The following is a 17,213-nucleotide window of genomic DNA, read 5'->3' on the forward strand; positions in this document are numbered from 1 at the left end:
ACACCTAAAATTCACTTTTTCTTTTGATTCTTGGGAACTAACTGAGTGTATGGATGCGATCGGCTGCTGTCGGATACGTGTTTTTTACTACGTACTCAACGGCCTCAAAACCTTGCCATACTTGGACTTTGGATTGATTGGACTACTGACACATTAGGCGCTCGATAGCCTATTTACTTTTTAGCACAGCACGTCCGAATCGTCTAGGCTGATTCGACTTTTGCATCCAAACCGTGTCCTAGGACGCTAAAGACTCGGCGACGGTCGAATAGTTCCAATAAATCGGCGTTGATTTTGTTGTGAGCTGCTTCTTGCCGCAAAATTTTCATTGCTGCATCTGTTCGCAAAGCTCGTTTGTAGGGGCGATCGCCCGCTGTTAGGGCGTCATAAATATCGGCGATCGTCATTAATTGCGCTTGAATGGGGATTTCTGTCTGTGTTAAACCTCGCGGATAGCCTGTCCCATCGAGTTTTTCATGGTGTCCGTAGGCTATTTGGGGAACATTTTTTAGATCCTTTGTCCACGGAATTTGGCTGAGAAATTCGTAAGTGTGAGTGACGTGGGATTCGATCGCCGATCGTTCTGCCGGCGTCAGGTTGCCCCTCGACACCATCAATTGCACGATTTCGTCTGGACTCAGCAGGGGTTTAATTGCCCCGTCTATATCTCTGTAAGTTTGCCGAGAAAGTTCTAGCAGTTGAGCTAGGGGTTCTTCTGCCAAAATGTGAGGTTCGTTGGCCTCTAGCAGGACTTCCCAATATTCTGCCAATCTGGTTTTTGCCTCTGCTAGCGACGTGTCTAGCTGTTCTATTTCCTGGCACTTAGCGCACTCGGGGCCAGAGTCTGGGTGTTTTCGGTAAGCTGAATGCTCTAGCAAATATTTATATTTAGACTGGACGCATTCCATTTCCAGCGTCCGCTGAGCTAGGGCGAAACGGTGGCGAATGATTTCTAGCTGTGAGGGGTAGAGCTTTTTCTGCTTGGTCAAAACTGCTTCTGGTACTCCGATTTTGCCAAAATCGTGCAGCAGGGCGGCGTAGCGAATTTCTTGAATTTGACGGTTGTTAAAGTAAATAGAGCGCAGCCATCCACTGCTGACGGCGTTTACTTCTTCTGACAGGCGTACTGTCAGGGCTGCGACTCGTTCTGAATGGCCGAAGGTACATGGATCTCGGGCTTCTATGACTTGCACGCTTGCTTTGACGAAGCCCTCGAACAAGTGTTCTATGCTTTCTTGAAGTTGATTGCGCTCGATCGAGATTGCTGCTTGAGAAGCGAGCGATCGAACGATCCTTTCTTCCCACTCGGAATACTGCTGCGTCGATTCCCAGGCATTCTCTGCCGTCAGCACCTCATCTGCCTTTTTTTTGCGGTTGATCAGTTGCAGTACGCCGATTGTCTCGCCCTGTCGGTTTTGCATCGGCAACACCATTACCGAGCAAGTGCGGTAATTAATATCCCTGTCAAAACTCGTATCTAGCTGGTAGGGTACGCCGGGGGGCAAGTCATAGGCATCAGACAGGTTCAAACTTTGACCTGTAACTGCCACGTATCCCGCCAAGCTTTTGTCTGTCAGCGGCAGGGCAAACTCCTTAAACGACAGTCTGGGTTTAGAACCGTTTTGGGCTACCTTGAACAGCAACTTAGATTTCTCGTCGCTGTGATCTACTAAATAAACGCTGCCCGCATCGCTGTAGGTGATTTCCCGGCTTTTGGATAAAATCAAGTTTAACAAGCCGCCCAAATCGGGGGCGCTAGAGAGCGCCGCGCCAATATCCAAAAGCTTTTCTATTAGCTCTGTTCTTTGAGCAGATTCGTTCAAGAACTCTGGCCTTTCAAATACGATCATGGTCGGAGGATGGCGAATAGCCTTTAATACATTGGACTTGTTGCATCTCGACTTTCTCACACCCGATTTTAACCCAGAGTCGATATTTTCTTTTGAGCGAGCTTTCTGCTCTTGGGACTGTCGCTAGATGCAGTGGCGGCTCGGAAAATGAGAACTCTTCTAATTTAGCGCAGAAATCTCTTGGGCTAGCGCCAGGTCTTTCTCAGTTAACCCTCCGGCATCGTGAGTTTTGACAACTCCCCTGCCTAAAGGCGAGGGGATTCTTGGCTCAACGGGAGTCCAATGACTTTACCCTCACCAAAATTCACCGCGATGTGCCCCACCGCTGTATATCCACGTTGCATCACCACCTGGGCAGCAGCAACATCTCGGTCTGTCTTATACCCACATTCCGGGCATTCATGCACCCGCTCAGAAAGCTCTTTCTTGCCCGTATGCGTTTGGCAATTCGGGCAAGTTTGACTCGTTCCATTTGCATCGACCTTGCTGAAATGCTTGCCTCGCTTGAAGCAGAGATGCCCCAAGATGTTAAGGAACTGCCCAAATCCAGCGTCTAAAGTGTGCTTGCTCAGCATCCCGGCAGACATGGCTTTCAGGTTTAGATCCTCAGCAAAGATAGAATCTGCTCCATCACAAAGATGATGTGCTGTTTTGAAATGGAAGTCTTTGCGAGTATTTGAGAGGGTTTCGTGATGTCTTGCAATGCGATGTTGTAATTTCCGCCATGCGTTAGACCCTTTCTTCTTGCGTTTCAGTTTGCGTTGCAGCGATTTCAGCTTGCGTTGCCCATCAACAAAGAATTTGGGTCTAGCAATTAACTCACCATCAGACGTTGCTAAAAACGAAATCAGTCCTAAATCAATCCCCACTGAATGCCCTGCAATGGGAGGCAGAGGAATGGTGACATCACATTGCAAAGTGAGAATGGCATAGTAGCCTGACGCTCGCTTCACAACGCGAATCTGTTTCACCTCAAATCCGTCTGGAATCGGTCTGGACAGACGCAGCTTCACCCAGCCGATCTTAGGCAGGTTCACGTCATTGTCTCCATCCCATGGACGCAAGACCTCTAAATTGAGTTGGGGAAATAGGAACGACCGCATCCGTTTCTTGAACCGAGGGAATCCATGACCCCGTTCCCACATTGCCACAAATGCGGCTTCGAGTTGTCGCAACACTTGCTGCAAAACATGAGTATGAGGTTGCTTCAGTTCCAAAATTGATTTCTTTGCCGCCGCCAATGATTTGCACTGACTCGCGAAGGTTGGACGGGGAGCATCAGCAGGAAGAATATATTCCCTATTGATGCTACAGGCATTGATGCTGCACTTGCGAGAATTAACCCAATCTTTTCGCTGGGCCAGCGCGAAGTTATAGACCTTGCGGCAAATTTCTAGCCACAGGTCGATAGTTTCGGCTTGCTCAGGTGTGGGAATGAGTTTGTACTCGAAGTTGTAGTTCAGCATAGACGTACTATAGCAGACTGAATAAACCAATCATCATTTATTCAGAATCCTCGATGAGTGATTTGGATATCGAAAAGCCGCCGTGGGACGGCGGGGCTTGTGACCCATTTCTTCGGTCAAGTTAACTGTTACTTTGTTATAGGAGATTTCTATGTCGGGGTGATGTCCTGCGGCTTCTGAGGGGGCGACTAACTTATTCACAAAGGCGATCGCGCCGATAAAATCTTTAAATAAACGGGTACACCGCAGTTGCCGACCTTGCACCGTCCAGCCCGATAATTGACTGGCGCGCTCTTGAATTTCAGTATCGTTAAGTAGATCTGCCATAATTTTTTTTTTATTTTGGGATAAGCTTTTTGGGAGATTAACAGCCAACCTGTAAAAAATCCGACCAAAAACTATCCGCTCTCACCAATAGTGTTGAGGCTCAAGTTTTAATACTTAAGATTTAACACTATTTGAGGTGAGAGCGGTCTAGCGGGTCTTCAGATTAGAACCTGACTGCCGGGAGAATCCCTAGCTGAGCCTGGTTCCCGATGGAATTCGTTTCCAGTTGGAAACGACGGCTGACTGCTAGTGAGCGGCCCCGGCGCACAGCCGGTAGTTTCCAATCTGATGACCCATGCATTTACTACTTTCTATCATGGGCATCACCTCCAGGATTAGCTAAATGGCTTAATATGTGAACGCACCTCACCCAAATACAAGATCTGGTGTGAGGATTTGTGCGCTAGCTTTTGCCAGCGTAACCGAAAGAACCTGCGTTCTGAGTATCATTCCAGTAATCACAATCATTAGAATAACACAAGGAATTAGAAGTGGGGGGATGCAAATTAATATTTTTGCAAGATGTGTACCAAATATTGTATCGATCTCTACAGCCAGCGGGCGATCCTCTTCGAGGGCTTCGCTAACGAGCTTTTGAGCAGATTGCTTTCTCTGTGGGGCGGGTATAAAGGGGGAAATGTGCGATCGGATTACTGAAATCAAAAAAGCTCCTACCAAGCGGCAGGAGCTTTTTAAACATTGAGGGTAAAGCCTAAACTAATTTATCTTACCCTTTCAAAATGTTGCAATTTTTGATACTTCGCACTGATTAGAGAGCGTTACCGCGAGGTAGAACTTCTTCAGGGAAGATGAAGTTTTCGTGGGGTTGGTCGGTCGGAGCCATCCAAGCACGAATGCCTTCGTTAAGCAGAATGTTCTTAGTGTAGAACGTTTCAAACTCAGGATCTTCAGCAGCGCGCAATTCTTGTGATACGAAGTCGTAGGCGCGCAGGTTTAATGCTAAACCGACGATGCCAATAGAGCTCATCCACAAGCCTGTGACGGGTACGAACAGCATGAAGAAGTGCAACCAACGCTTGTTGGAGAACGCAATTCCGAAGATTTGGCTCCAGAAGCGGTTAGCTGTCACCATTGAGTAGGTTTCTTCAGACTGAGTTGGGTTGAAGGCGCGGAAGGTGTTTGAGCCTTCGCCATCTTCAAACAAGGTGTTTTCTACGGTAGCACCGTGGATAGCGCACAGCAGCGCGCCGCCCAGGATGCCTGCAACGCCCATCATGTGGAAGGGGTTAAGCGTCCAGTTGTGGAAGCCTTGCAGGAAGAGCAGGAAGCGGAAAATTGCTGCGACGCCGAAACTGGGGGCGAAGAACCAGCCTGATTGACCCAAGGGGTAAAGCAGGAACACTGACACAAACACGGCGATGGGGCCGGTGAATGCCAGAGCGTTGTAGGGGCGGATGCCGACTAAACGGGAGATTTCGATTTGACGCAGGCAGAACCCGATCAAGGCGAAAGCGCCGTGGAGGGCGACAAATGCCCACAGGCCGCCGAGTTGGAACCAGCGGGTGAAGTCCCACTGTGCTTCGGGGCCCCACAGGAACAGCAGCGAGTGTCCGAGGCTGTTGGCTGGGGTGGAGACGGCGACGGTGAGGAAGTTGGCTCCTTCGAGGTAGGAGCTTGCCAAACCGTGGGTGTACCAGGATGTGACGAAGGTGGTGCCGGTCAACCAGCCACCGATGGCCATGTAGGCGCAGGGGAATAGCAGGATGCCAGACCAGCCTACGAAGACGAAGCGATCGCGTTTGAGCCAGTCGTCGAGGACATCAAAGATGCCTCTTTCGGTCTGGGCGCGTCCGACTGCGATTGTCATTTACGCAAATCTCCAAATGGATATAATTACAACGGATTTGTCTCTAGTCATTATTGCCCAAAGGTTGCTGTGCTTAACAGAACATGGGTTTAATTATGAACAGAGTTTACTTTTCTTTACCGTATTTAAGATTATAGGGGTAATTCTTTACAATGGCAAGCATTTCTTCAAGAACTTCCGGATCTTGACTGGTGCCGAAAGTCGTCTAGGTTCTAGAATCAACCCAGAACCGGGGCGGACAGGGGAAAGTTAGGGGGAGCAATCATAGGCACCGGGCGCCCAAAAAGCTGTTTTTTTTAGAGGAATACTTCGTTGCAGGCAGCCGCAACTGTAAAAAGTTGGGTTTTTTGAGTCTTGATGCGTAAGTTCTATCCTATATATATACTGAGGGTAGAGCTCCAAACTTAGGTTTTTAAGACTATATGTTCAGCATTGACATCATTGTGAAGAACACGCCCGTCTCGCTTTCGGTGCAGCGGAAGTTGGCCGAGGACGCTGAGGCTGTTTACCAGCAGGTTGTAGAGGCGATGGGCAACTCGCAACCCCAAATTTTGGAACTCACTTGCGAGAAAAATCCTGAGAAAAAGGTGGCTGTCATCAGCAGCGAGATTTCTGGGGTGGTGATTTCTCAGAAATCGGGAACTGCTTCTACAGGTAGGGCGCCCGGTTTTGTTTCGATGACTTTGGCAGAATGAGGGCTGGGGGTGTGGGTGCCGATATGGGCCAGTCAGCGGTTGCTGTGCGAGATTTGGGTTTTTGCTGGCCGTCGGGCGATCGAGTTTTGCAAGGTTGCTCTCTAGATGTACCCAAGGGTGAGTTTTGGATGCTTTTGGGTACTAACGGTAGCGGCAAATCTACGTTGCTGAGGCTGATGGCTGGGCTGCTGCACCCCCAATCGGGCGAAATTGACTTGGGCGGGCGTGTGGGTTTTGTGTTTCAAAACCCGGATCACCAGTTGGTGATGCCGACTGTGGGTGCGGATGTGGCTTTTGGTTTGGTTGAGGAAAAGCTTTCTCATCTTCAGGTGCGCCAGAGGGTGGCGGAGGCTTTGGAGGCTGTGAATTTGCTGGATTTGCAGCGCAGGCCGATTTATGCTTTGAGTGGGGGCCAGAAGCAGCGAATTGCTCTTGCTGGGGCGATCGCCCGTCATTGCGAAATCTTGCTGTTGGATGAACCGACGGCTTTGCTAGATCCTGATTCTCAGTTGGATTTGGTGGGGGCGGTTCAGCGATTAGTGAAAAATCGGGGAATTACGGCTTTGTGGGTGACTCATCGTTTGGATGAGTTGAATTATTGTGATGGGGCTTTTTTGTTGGAAAAAGGCCAAGTTGTCGATCGGGGAGATCCGGCGCGTTTGAAGCAGCGGTTGATGCAAAGTCAGGATGTTTAGCGATCGAGCAATTTTAGAAGATTGTGTCATTAAAATATGGTGTCATTGCGAGCGTCTTAGCGAAGCAATCTCAGGGCTCTGCGATTGCTTCGCTAAGAGCTCGCAATGACATTATTACACCTCTTGCAAAAATAGTTAGGAACGGGCAAGATGCCCGTTCCACAGAAAAACATATTTTTGTGGAACGGGCATCTTGCCCGTTCCAAAATTCGATAGAAAAGACTTTTGCAAGAGATATATTCTTGAAAATATGGTGTAATTTTTAAGCATTCGCGACATTATTCATCGCAATTGTCGATCGCGCAACCAAGCATCTGCCCAAATTGTATCGGCTTCTGACAGCGGTGGTATGACTTCCCAATTGCGATAATCTATCTTGAGATCGTAACTTGCTACGTCGTAAATTTCAGTGAATAATTCCTGCAAGTTGATTACAGGTTCAGTATCGCCCGATCGCAGCGGCAAAGGAAAAGCAGGCATCGGGTTTTGTAGGTTAAAAGCGTATAAGTCTGCGAAAGGGCGGCGATTTCCCCGACAAACTAAAATCCGATAGTGGCTGTCAATATTTTTTTCAATAATCGGCATTTTTTGCCCGCGCTGCAATAAATCAATTTCTACTAAATTAGTCCGGCTTCCTAAAATTTTCTCTCGCTTGTCTTCGTAGATTTTACGCCCTTTACAGTCGCGTTTGTTCGTAGGTGATAGAATTTCAATCACTGTTATCAATTTTTTGGTTGCTGTTTCGCTAATTTCTAAATATCCTTCCCGTCTTGGGTAAGGCACGGGAACAGTTACTTTTATTGGCTGGGTTGGCAGTCTTGTAACTTTTGGGTTTGATGTTGCATCTGGAATGCTAATTAGCAGAGTATCGTCATCAGCAGTTTCATAAGTTCTTACTTTTACATCAACTAAATATTTAGGACGGAGTTGGGGAGATAAAAATCTGGCAATTTGATTGATTAACAAGTGATGTATTCCAGGCCAGAATTCGGGATGTTCTAAATAGGGGTCAATACCAGGAAATGGAGATGGCATCGATCGCACTCCTTGACTAAAATCTATTTACAGTTTAACAAGACTTTTTGGGGACAATTAGGTCGATCGCACTTCCGGCATTTATTGCAGTCTGCGGGAAGTTTAAATCCCTCTCTGATAGTTAAAGTCCGCCAGGGGTTTAAATTCCCCTCTGATAGTTAAAGTCCGCCGGGGGTTTAAACCCCCGTCTCATAGCTAAAGTCGTCTGAAGACGACTGAAAAAGCAATAAATCTCAATTTCAATGCTTTTTTAAAGTCCGCCAGGGGTTTAAACCCCCGTCTCATAGCTAAAGTCGTCTGAAGACGACTGAAAAAGCAATAAATCTCAATTTCAATACTTTTTTGAATCATTTCTTCAGTCCACTTAAGTGGACTTTCGCTTTGAGGCAGGGGTTTAAACCCCTGCCGGAATACCGCAACAAATGCCGGAATGTGCCAACAAACGCCAGATATAAGTTCGATCGCCCTAACGTTCGATCGACGACAATTGCATCGGAATTGGCACGCTGGTTTCAGTTATGGACAGCGCATTCACGAAAACAAGTGTATGGGAGACGGTGGGCATTAAGCGACGGAGTGCATTGAGGTAAGATTCGGCATCACGGCGGCGGCTGAAACGGGCGACTGTTAACCGCTGACAGTTGGGGAGGTGGCGAATTATGCACCAAGGCACAAGTCGATCGCGATAAGTCGGTTCTTTTGGTATCATAGATTTGTTCTGCCCACTTTTGTGGGTGGTAAAGGAAAGGCGATCGCTCTAGATTTCTCAGGTCACGGGGCGATCGCTATCTGTATATCATTAAAAGCTATGAGCATAGCTTGTGTCAAGCATAATGGGGCAAATTCGCTTACGAGTTCGAGAAATGGCCCAGGAGAAGGGTTGGACGCTGAAAGAAGTTTCCGAAAGAACGGGCATTCCCTACAGCACGGTCAAAAAATACGCGCAAGCTCCTAAACTGGCAACTGTGGACTACACGGCTTTGCAGAAGCTTGCTGCTGTCTTCGATGTGATGGTGGAAGACTTGGTTGAGGTTTTGGAAAAATAGGATCGCACTTTCTTTCTCTTCCTTAGCGCCCTTTGCGTCTTCGCGGTTCGTTGTTCGATCGCATTTCGGCTATTTCCCTGGTGTCATCTATTAATTCTTTTGTTATTCTGTCAAGGCGATCGTTTGCATCCTTGGCAAGTTTCAAGCAACCAACACTTACAGCCATGCCGCTAGATGTGGTGACAGCGCCTTCAGGAACTTTGCCTGATAATAGGAGTGCGGCACCGACAAGGCTAATGCAGGTAGAAAGTACGGTTGCTGCTAAAGCTGCGTTAAAGCTATAACGCGATTGGCGCAAACGCTCTTTGACAATAATCATTTCTAGTGCGGAGTGAGGGTTGGTGATTAACTTGTTATTCATGATTTTGTAGAACCTGTAGACTTCATATTTTTATTGTCAAGCCAAATCCCTGAAACCTTGACTAGGCAATGATTGTCTTGTTGCTGTCTTTTGACTTTGCTATGATTGCCTTATGCTTTAGATATGACTGCGCTAAGAATTGTTTTTATGAAATTGAGGTAATCAATGCCAGACTCTAGCCCATGCAAAAAAAGGAAAAAATTTACTCTAGTTGCATCTGAAAAAGGTGTAGAAACCGCAGGAAGAGCTTTAATCAGGCTAGGATTTGACTCAAAAAGTAACTTTGCCGAGTCTCAACGGTTATCGCGCAGTACAGTTACAAACTTTTTCAAGCAAGTTCCAATTCAGCTTGATTCATTTAAAACAATATGTGATGCACTAAAATTAAAGTGGCAAGAGATTGCTGGAATAACAGGAGAGAGCAGAAATTATGAGCAAATAGAAAGACAGGTTAACCCAAGCCCTGATATTGAAGAGGGAGTAAAACTGAAAATGCTTTCCCGCACAGTAACTGTTTTAGACGAGCCAACTCAGACAAGCAAAGCTGTAATTACATTAAAGGGGGATATAGATTCGATTTCAAATCTCCAGGTTCTTGCATTTATTTTAAAAGAATATGGAGGTCATACTATACAAATTACTGATATTAAAGAAGGCAGTATTAAATTAATTATAGAAGGGTCTCAAGAAGATATTGAGCGACTTTTAATTCAGCTCCAGTCAGGAGAATTAACCGAACTAGATGGATTTCCTGTAGAGGAGGCTCAAATACTAAGCGAAAGTTCAGAAGAGCAGCAACACAGTTTGGAACAAGAAGCTACCCGAACAACAGGATTAGGACAAATCCAAGCAGAGCAGCGATTGCGGAAAGAAATTAAGCCGAAGAGCAAAGAGTACAAAAGGGTGCGTGAAATTCAAACAAGCGTGAAAATGCTGCGAGCGCAGATACAATACTATTTAGAGAAAGAAATTACCCTAACAACTTCTTCACCAGCACAATTTCAACTAAAGCGACGTTTGGAAACAGACATTCTGCCACGGATTCGGAAGTACGAACAGGAGTATTGGCAAATTCTTGCCAAAACAGCGGAAACAGTGGAAATTCCCGCACCGGAAGCTGAGATTATTGTTGCCGAGATTGTCGAAGAAGTTGGGCAAATCGAAGTGCAACAACTGTATCCAGATGAAGTGCTTCAGATATTGCGGGAGATTCGGGACAAGCTGAACCAACCGGGACTGACAGCATCTGCGAAACTTAAAGGCGTAATCTCAAGCATTCCGCCGTTTGTGGGAATTTCCTACGAGGCTGAATTGGATACAGAGAATATTTTCCAGTGGCATTTCCCAACCTTTCAGAAGTGGGCTAAGGCACTAGCAAAAAAGTCCTAGACCTGGAGTCAAGTAGGGTGCGTCAGAAGCGTGAAATTTTCGATAAAAACTCACAATCTCACAACTGACGCACACCCCGAATAAATGGTGCGTCAGAATTAGCATTTTCGGTGATGATTCAGAATTACCTTTCCTGACGCACCCTACCGCTTTGGTTGTAATGTGTAATTCCCGATCGCCATTCCTAAAAATCACAAAAATCCTCAATCCATTTCTCGATCGCCAAAAGTGCGATCGGCGTGGCCAGTTTTGATGGTAAACCGCTAGTCGATCGTAAAAATTCTGCGCTCGCACTTATCATCAGAGGCAATTCTGCTTTCAGATCGTCCTGACAGATAACACTGCGACACCGACTGCTTAACGTTTCTAGCAAATCGGATTCAACCCACTCGTGCGTCCAGGATTAGCAGATAATTTCAATAAGCGCGATCGAATGAAATCAATCTTGTCTAGTAGAATAGTGGGTTACGCAACTTCTTCTAATTCAGGAACATATTCAGCTTCATAGTTTTCGATTAAGACACCAATAACTTCCATCATCGAAGCAAGGGGATGGTTTTCGTTCTCGCCCACTCGATCGATCAGGCTATCCAGTAGTTCGACTAAACGCTTGTATTCCTGTTCTGTGTGAGGAACAAAAACTATTTTAGTAAGCGATGACCAAGTAATAGTTGTTTGTTCTAAATTAAGAGTTTGCATGATTTTTTCCACTTTTAACCGTGTTTGTCAGGTGCGTCGCCATGAGATTGTCGATCGATTTTCATGATTTTTCATGGCGACGCACCCTACGATTAAATAATTTGTGTAATTCTTGTAGGGGCAATCCCCCCGTGGTTGCCCAGATCCGGGGTAGGCACGGGGGCACTACCCCTACTTCATCTCATACCCAAACAAATTCGGATCGACTTCTCCCAAATTTAAATCAGCCAAACCATACTCCGCCCAACGCCTTTCTACCATCGCCGTCATATCAGGATCGGATTCCAAAGGTTTACCCCATTCATGATCGGTTTCCGGTGGCATCTTCGTAGTAGCATCAATCCCCATTCTGCCGCCCAAACCAATCTTTTCACTGGCAAAATCTAAACTGTCAAAGGGCGTATTTGGTAAGATAAATACATCTCGAACTGGGTCAACTTTAGAACTAATTGCCCACACTACTTGACGCGGGTCGCGAATGTTGATACTTTTATCCACAACTATCACAAACTTGGTGTAAGTAAACTGCGGCAATGCACTCCAAAATGCCAATGCAGCCCTGCGCGCTTGACCGGGATAAGCTTTGTCAATGGAAATAATTGCTGCTTTGTAACTCAGCGCTTCCATTGGTAAGAAGAAATCGACTATTTCTGAGACTTGTTGCCGCAAAATAGGGGTGTAAATGCGGTTTAGCGCGATCGCCATCATAGCCTCTTCTTTCGGTGGCCGCCCGCTAAATGTGGTTAAATAAACCGGATCTTTGCGGTGCGTCATGCAGTTGAAACGAACTAACGGCGAATCTTCCACGCCGCCGTAATAACCCATGTGATCGCCAAACGGCCCGTCGGGTAAAACTTCACCGGGGGTAATCGTTCCTTCTAACACGATTTCGGAGTCCGCCGGTACTTCCAAATCTACTGTTTTGCACTTCGCCAACTGCACGCCGGAACCGCCGTAAAGTCCGGCAAATAACCATTCTGACAAGTCAACGGGAATTGGTGTCGCGGCGGCGAGAATGATTAGCGGGTCAACTCCCAGGGCGATCGCAACTTCCAACTTTTTACCAGCCTGCGCCGCTTTCCGCAAGTGTCGCGCGCCACCACGGACAGATAACCAGTGGACAGTCATCGTATTTTTTGACTGCAACTGCAACCGATAAACCCCCACATTCGGCGTACCGGTTTCGCAATCCTTGGTAATTACCAAACCCAAGGTGATAATTTTGCCCGCATCTCCTGGATAGGGGCGAATCATCGGGATTTTGTTCAAATCCACGCCTTCTCCCTCGAATACCACTTGCTGACAAGCTGGGAAGAAGTCACGGCCTGGTTTGGCTTTCACTACGTCGAACAGGACTTTGCCGAATTCGATGGCTTGGGATATCTTTTTCGGTGGCTTGGGCTGTTGTAGCATACCTAATTTTTTGCCGAGTTCTTCAAGCTCGATCGGCTTTTCCATATTCAGGGCCCAGCAAACCCGTTCTTCCGTGCCCAACAGGTTAATCGCCACAGGGAATTCAGCCCCTTTGACGTTTTCAAACAGTAAGCCGGGGCCACCTTTAACCAGCATTTGGTTGGAAATTTCGGCAATTTCTAAGTCGGAATCGACTAAAGCGCTGATCCGGCGCAGTTGTCCCCTGTCTTCTAGCAGTTTGAGGAAGCCTCGCAAGTCTCTAGCCATTTTTTTTAAGAATTGTTAACGTTATCTATGTATTATGAGGCGATCGACGGTCGCAAGTTACTTTCGAGCGACTTCAAGAATTATTTAATGAACCGCGAAGACGCAGTAGGCGAAGCGGTGCGTAAGCACTAGGGCTCGAAGGAAGAGACGGAAGGGGAGATGGGGCGTTGAGTGGCTGAGGGGCGGAAGTGTGTTAGCGCGTGAAGTGTCGTAAAGTGCGATCGTACCGTGGCGATTTTGCGCTTCGATGCAAAAAACTGGGAACTCGAAATTTTAAATTTTGGCAGTCGCAACCTAGGGTTTTGCAACTGGCCTGGGACTGCTGGGAACCTCTAAGGTTAAGAAAAAAGATCGGGATTGTCAAAGGGCGATCGTCTTTTGAAAGGTTCGCTAACGCTATTTCCTCATCTTTTTAAGCTAATGTTAACCAGACATTAAGAAAATATTATTGTTGGCATTCCCAGTTTTTAATGATTAAAAGTTTAACCTAATTTTAACCAAAATTTAAAGCAACCTTATCACTTTAGCTGTTTTTAACTGGGATTTCAGTCTATCCTAGGTCGTAGATTTGTAAAGTTTCCTATCAATTATTGAGGACGAGAAGTTATGATTTTGTTTACTAAGCCCTGGCGGCGTACTTTTATAGTTGCCCTAGCTGTAGCAGCATTTTCGCTAAGTCTGGTTACTTCCGCTGTAGCTGCGGTTACATTAAATGGTTCGGGAGCCACTTTTCCTAAACCTTTGTACGATCGCTACTTCTCTCAAATGAGAAGTGCAAATCAAATTACTGTAAACTACGAAGGCACAGGCTCCGGCGCTGGTATCAAAGCCTTAATCGCAGGTACTGTGGATTTCGCAGGCAGTGACGCGCTAATGACTGCTGCACAAATCGCTCAGGTACAGCGCGGTGTCATGGCAATTCCGACAGCCGGCGGGGCGGTTGCAGTTGTCTACAACTTGCCCGGAGTTAGCAATGTCAAGCTGAGTGCCGATGCCATGAAGGGCATTTTTGAAGGCAAAATTACTCGCTGGAATGATGCGAAAATCGCAGGTATTGCCGGACAAGCTAAAAATTTGCCAAATACTGCAATTCGCGTAGTTGTTCGCGCAGACAGCAGCGGTACAACCTTTATTTTTGCTAACCACTTGCAGGCTATTGGCAGCAGCATCAAAGGTGCCGCTCAACCGAGTTGGCCCGGTAGCCCTCTCAGCGGTCAAGGCAACCCCGGCGTAGCTGGTTTGGTGAAACAAACACCGGGTGCAATTGGCTACGTTCAAGATACTTTTGCTCGTCAAAACAATCTGCAAACAGCGTTTATTCAAAATAAAGCTGGCAGATTTGTAGATGCTAACTTAGCAGAAGCCGAAAAAGCTTTGGCAGGGGAAACATACCCGGCAGATTTCCGCTTGGTTGAAGGAAATCCGAGTGATGGATATCCAATTGTTGGCTTGACTTGGCTGTTAATCTACAAACAGTATCCTGCTGCGAAAGCAGATGCTGTTAAAAAGATGGTTAATTGGGTGATGACTACAGGTCAAGGTCTCAACAAAGGATTAGAGTTTACCTCGATTCCGCAAGCTACGGCTCAAAAGGTGATTCAAACAGTGAATCAGAGTGTAGTTGCCAAAGGTTAATTCAGAGATTTTCAGGGAGTTTTGAGTCAGAGCGCGTCCAGTCGATTAGGATAACAAAAACGGTTTGTAGTGCGGACTTAAGTCCGCTCTTCGGAAGCGGACTTAAGTCCGCACTACGAACCAATCTTACTTGCGGTCAGTCGATCGGACAGAGTATCATACATTTGACTCAAAACTCATAACTTGCAGATTCTTAGGTGCGTTGTGCGTACCCGACAATATCGTTTCAGGGGCTTAGGTACGCATCGCGTACCCTACTAGCTAGTTTCAGGGTAAGGTGCGCCACAAGCACCTTACAAGCTAGTTTCTCAATCAAAGATTTCGCTTTTTACGCCATAACTGGGTATGACCAATTCTTCAAAAAAACCGAAAAAATCTACTCGAAAGCCTGTGGGAATCACCACCCATGTAGACTTAACTGATACGAATGGTGAAGGTTTGTGGCTGGAGTCGGGATTTACAGCATTTGTATGGGCTTTCGCGATAGCGACTGCGGGCACGCTGTTTTGGATGAGCGAGGTAATTTTTAAGGATGCTTGGCCGGCGATTAGCAAGTTTGGACTGGAGTTTTTGTGGAATCCCAAATGGGATATCGGAGAATTGCAGTTTGGGGCCTTGCCGTTTATCTACGGTACAGTAGTTAGTTCTGCGATCGCCATTATTATAGCAATTCCTTTAGGACTTTCAGTCGCGATCGTTACCAGCGAGAACTTTTTGCCGAGTTGGGTGCGATCGCCCTTGGGATTCATGGTTGAATTAATATCAGCCATTCCCAGCGTCATCGTTGGACTCTGGGGCATCTTTGTGTTAATTCCCTTTCTCATGCCTTTACAGCAGTCACTGTTCAACAATTTTAGTTGGTTCCCCTTATTCAGCAGCGAACCTTTAGGGCCAGGAATGCTGCCCGCTGGCATACTTTTATCGATTATGATTTTGCCCACAGTCGCCGCTATCAGCCGCGATGTCTTGCTGGCGGTTCCAGTAGATTTGCGTAGTGCTTCGATGTCTCTCGGCGCCACCCGCTGGGAAACCATATTTAAGCTGTTATTGCCCGCAGCAAGTTCGGGAATTATCGGAGCGACTATCTTAGCATTGGGACGCGCTTTAGGCGAAACAATGGCAGTCACAATGGTAATTGGCAACTCAATTCAAATCAACCAATCTATATTAGCTCCCGGCTACTCAATTCCCGCTCTTTTAGCAAGTCAATTTCGGGAAGCTCAAGAAGAACTGCACATCGGATCTTTAATGTATTTAGCCCTAATTTTATTTGCAATTACCCTATTGGTGAACGCAGTTGCAGTCTTGCTGGTTCAGCTAATCGGCGTTAAGGGAGCTAAGAATTAAATATGACTCAAGCACGAAATTCAAACAGCATTGTGGATGCAGAAATCAATAATCCCCTGTCGCTGAGCCGAAATTTGTTCAGTCGGGGAATGACAGTTATTGCATTCTCTCTTACAGGTCTTGCCCTGCTGCCTTTGTTCGCTATTTTGTATAAAATATTGAGCGAAGGACTGACACATCTGAGTTGGAAAGTGCTAGTATCTCTGCCCGCACCCGTCGGAGTAGAAGACCAGCCCAACGGCTTTGCCAATGCGATTCTCGGCACAGCTCTAATGGTAGGAATTGGCACATTATTTAGCGTACCAATCGGCGTGATGACGGGAATATTTCTGTCAGAATTTGGCAGAGAAAATAAAGCCATAGCGAATACTATCCGCTTTATCACCGTCATTCTCAGCAGCGTTCCTTCAATTGTAGTCGGCGTCTTTGCCTACGCTTTAATTGTCGTGACAACTAAGTCATTCTCAGGATTGGCTGGCGGTTTCGCCCTAGGGATTATCATGCTGCCCGTTGTAGCGCTAACAACAGAACAAGCATTAAAATTAGTGCCTGCTTCTTACCGCCTCGCTTCTGCTGGTTTGGGAGGCGGACGCTTTCAAACAATGTTTCGGATTATTATTCCCTCAGCACTCCCAACTATCACCACAGGCATTTTACTCGCAGCTTCCCGCGCCGCAGGCGAAACTGCACCTTTAATCGTAACTGCCTTGTCGAGCCAATTCTGGCCTCCTTTAGTTGAAAAGTTGGGCGAGATAGTTCAGTCTCCCGTCGGCGCAGAAACTATCGCAAAAATCCAAGAAATTCCCCAGACACTGCTGACTCCGACTCCTTCTATGTCAGTATTAATATACAGTTACGCTAGTTCTCCTTATAAAGAGCAGAACGAATTGGCGTGGACTGCGGCCTCTGTCCTTTTGGGCATGGTTTTGCTCACCAGCTTGGCCTCCCGCGCCGTCACTCGCAAGCGCTTGCAAAATCGGTAAATTGCTTGAGAAGGAAGTTCGGCAACGAGCAATGTATGGGATGTAATGTATTTAACGGATTAATGTTATACAAGATTGCATTCATTCTCTTTCCTCTCTTGAAAATATCTGCGTTTATCTCTGTTTATCTGCCTTAAATCTGCGGTTTGTGTATCAATATATCCGTGACTTCAGAAA

At 46.6% G+C, this 17,213-nt stretch carries 17 protein-coding genes; 8 read left to right on the forward strand and 9 right to left on the reverse strand.

All coding sequences use genetic code 11. The features are described from left to right. Window positions 1-203: 203 nt before the first annotated feature. The 4 genes from QZW47_RS21225 to psbD all read right to left on the reverse strand — a co-directional run bounded on the left by QZW47_RS21225 (window position 204) and on the right by psbD (window position 5,471). Window positions 204-1,850, reverse strand: a complete 1,647-nt coding sequence (locus QZW47_RS21225) for an HD domain-containing phosphohydrolase (protein ID WP_293130927.1) — start codon at window positions 1,848-1,850, stop codon at window positions 204-206. A 245-nt stretch (window positions 1,851-2,095) separates the two neighbouring features. After that, entirely contained in the window at window positions 2,096-3,316 is a 1,221-nt protein-coding gene (locus tag QZW47_RS21230; protein ID WP_293130930.1) for a transposase, read from the reverse strand. Between the two features lie 33 nt (window positions 3,317-3,349). After that, a complete protein-coding gene (locus QZW47_RS21235) occupies window positions 3,350-3,643 on the reverse strand; it encodes a 4a-hydroxytetrahydrobiopterin dehydratase (protein ID WP_293130933.1) in 294 nt (97 codons plus the stop codon). A 769-nt stretch (window positions 3,644-4,412) separates the two neighbouring features. Further along, entirely contained in the window at window positions 4,413-5,471 is a 1,059-nt protein-coding gene (gene psbD / locus QZW47_RS21240) for a photosystem II D2 protein (photosystem q(a) protein) (RefSeq protein WP_293127209.1), read from the reverse strand. Between the two features lie 16 nt (window positions 5,472-5,487). Between psbD and QZW47_RS21245 the strand changes: the two genes are divergently transcribed. The 3 genes from QZW47_RS21245 to QZW47_RS21255 all read left to right on the forward strand — a co-directional run bounded on the left by QZW47_RS21245 (window position 5,488) and on the right by QZW47_RS21255 (window position 6,861). Next, the gene (locus QZW47_RS21245; RefSeq protein ID WP_293130936.1) at window positions 5,488-5,724 is read left to right on the forward strand and encodes a hypothetical protein; all 237 of its coding nucleotides are present in this window, start codon (window positions 5,488-5,490) and stop codon (window positions 5,722-5,724) included. A 169-nt stretch (window positions 5,725-5,893) separates the two neighbouring features. Further along, the gene (locus QZW47_RS21250) at window positions 5,894-6,166 is read left to right on the forward strand and encodes a hypothetical protein (protein ID WP_293130939.1); all 273 of its coding nucleotides are present in this window, start codon (window positions 5,894-5,896) and stop codon (window positions 6,164-6,166) included. Continuing rightward, entirely contained in the window at window positions 6,163-6,861 is a 699-nt protein-coding gene (locus QZW47_RS21255; RefSeq protein ID WP_293130942.1) for an ABC transporter ATP-binding protein, read from the forward strand. Before QZW47_RS21250 ends, QZW47_RS21255 begins: the two co-directional genes overlap by 4 nt. 282 nt (window positions 6,862-7,143) lie before the next feature. On the opposite strand, the gene QZW47_RS21260 is transcribed toward QZW47_RS21255, so the two are convergent. Together QZW47_RS21260 and QZW47_RS21265 are read right to left on the reverse strand one after the other, a co-directional pair. Further along, window positions 7,144-7,896: a DUF4058 family protein gene (locus QZW47_RS21260; protein WP_293130945.1), complete on the reverse strand. Its 753-nt coding sequence runs from the start codon at window positions 7,894-7,896 to the stop codon at window positions 7,144-7,146. A gap of 466 nt (window positions 7,897-8,362) precedes the next feature. Then, window positions 8,363-8,605, reverse strand: coding sequence for a hypothetical protein (locus QZW47_RS21265; protein ID WP_293130948.1), 243 nt, complete (start codon window positions 8,603-8,605; stop codon window positions 8,363-8,365). A 124-nt stretch (window positions 8,606-8,729) separates the two neighbouring features. On the opposite strand from QZW47_RS21265, the gene QZW47_RS21270 reads away from it, so the two are divergent. Next, window positions 8,730-8,942 (forward strand): helix-turn-helix transcriptional regulator, encoded by a 213-nt coding sequence (locus tag QZW47_RS21270; RefSeq protein WP_293130951.1) that lies wholly within the window; start codon window positions 8,730-8,732, stop codon window positions 8,940-8,942. A 22-nt stretch (window positions 8,943-8,964) separates the two neighbouring features. Here QZW47_RS21270 and QZW47_RS21275 read toward each other — a convergent pair whose 3' ends face one another. Next, window positions 8,965-9,303 (reverse strand): hypothetical protein, encoded by a 339-nt coding sequence (locus tag QZW47_RS21275; RefSeq protein ID WP_293130954.1) that lies wholly within the window; start codon window positions 9,301-9,303, stop codon window positions 8,965-8,967. 165 nt (window positions 9,304-9,468) lie between these two features. Between QZW47_RS21275 and QZW47_RS21280 the strand changes: the two genes are divergently transcribed. Continuing rightward, window positions 9,469-10,692, forward strand: a complete 1,224-nt coding sequence (locus QZW47_RS21280; RefSeq protein WP_293130957.1) for a hypothetical protein — start codon at window positions 9,469-9,471, stop codon at window positions 10,690-10,692. Window positions 10,693-11,157: 465 nt separating this feature from the next. Here QZW47_RS21280 and QZW47_RS21285 read toward each other — a convergent pair whose 3' ends face one another. Together QZW47_RS21285 and QZW47_RS21290 are read right to left on the reverse strand one after the other, a co-directional pair. Then, complete coding sequence (locus QZW47_RS21285; RefSeq protein ID WP_293130960.1) at window positions 11,158-11,391, reverse strand: hypothetical protein; 234 nt, start codon at window positions 11,389-11,391, stop codon at window positions 11,158-11,160. Window positions 11,392-11,562: 171 nt separating this feature from the next. Beyond that, the gene (locus tag QZW47_RS21290) at window positions 11,563-13,071 is read right to left on the reverse strand and encodes a UbiD family decarboxylase (RefSeq protein ID WP_293130963.1); all 1,509 of its coding nucleotides are present in this window, start codon (window positions 13,069-13,071) and stop codon (window positions 11,563-11,565) included. Window positions 13,072-13,677: 606 nt separating this feature from the next. Between QZW47_RS21290 and pstS the strand changes: the two genes are divergently transcribed. The 3 genes from pstS (at window position 13,678) to pstA (ending at window position 17,036) form a co-directional block, all read left to right on the forward strand. Beyond that, entirely contained in the window at window positions 13,678-14,706 is a 1,029-nt protein-coding gene (gene pstS / locus QZW47_RS21295; protein ID WP_293130966.1) for a phosphate ABC transporter substrate-binding protein PstS, read from the forward strand. Window positions 14,707-15,051: 345 nt separating this feature from the next. Then, window positions 15,052-16,053: a phosphate ABC transporter permease subunit PstC gene (gene pstC / locus QZW47_RS21300; RefSeq protein WP_293130969.1), complete on the forward strand. Its 1,002-nt coding sequence runs from the start codon at window positions 15,052-15,054 to the stop codon at window positions 16,051-16,053. Window positions 16,054-16,055: 2 nt separating this feature from the next. Continuing rightward, entirely contained in the window at window positions 16,056-17,036 is a 981-nt protein-coding gene (gene pstA / locus QZW47_RS21305; protein ID WP_293130972.1) for a phosphate ABC transporter permease PstA, read from the forward strand. The last annotated feature ends 177 nt before the right edge of the window (window positions 17,037-17,213 follow it).

Source organism: Microcoleus sp. bin38.metabat.b11b12b14.051 (assembly GCF_013299165.1).
Classification (GTDB): Bacteria; Cyanobacteriota; Cyanobacteriia; order Cyanobacteriales; family Microcoleaceae; genus Microcoleus.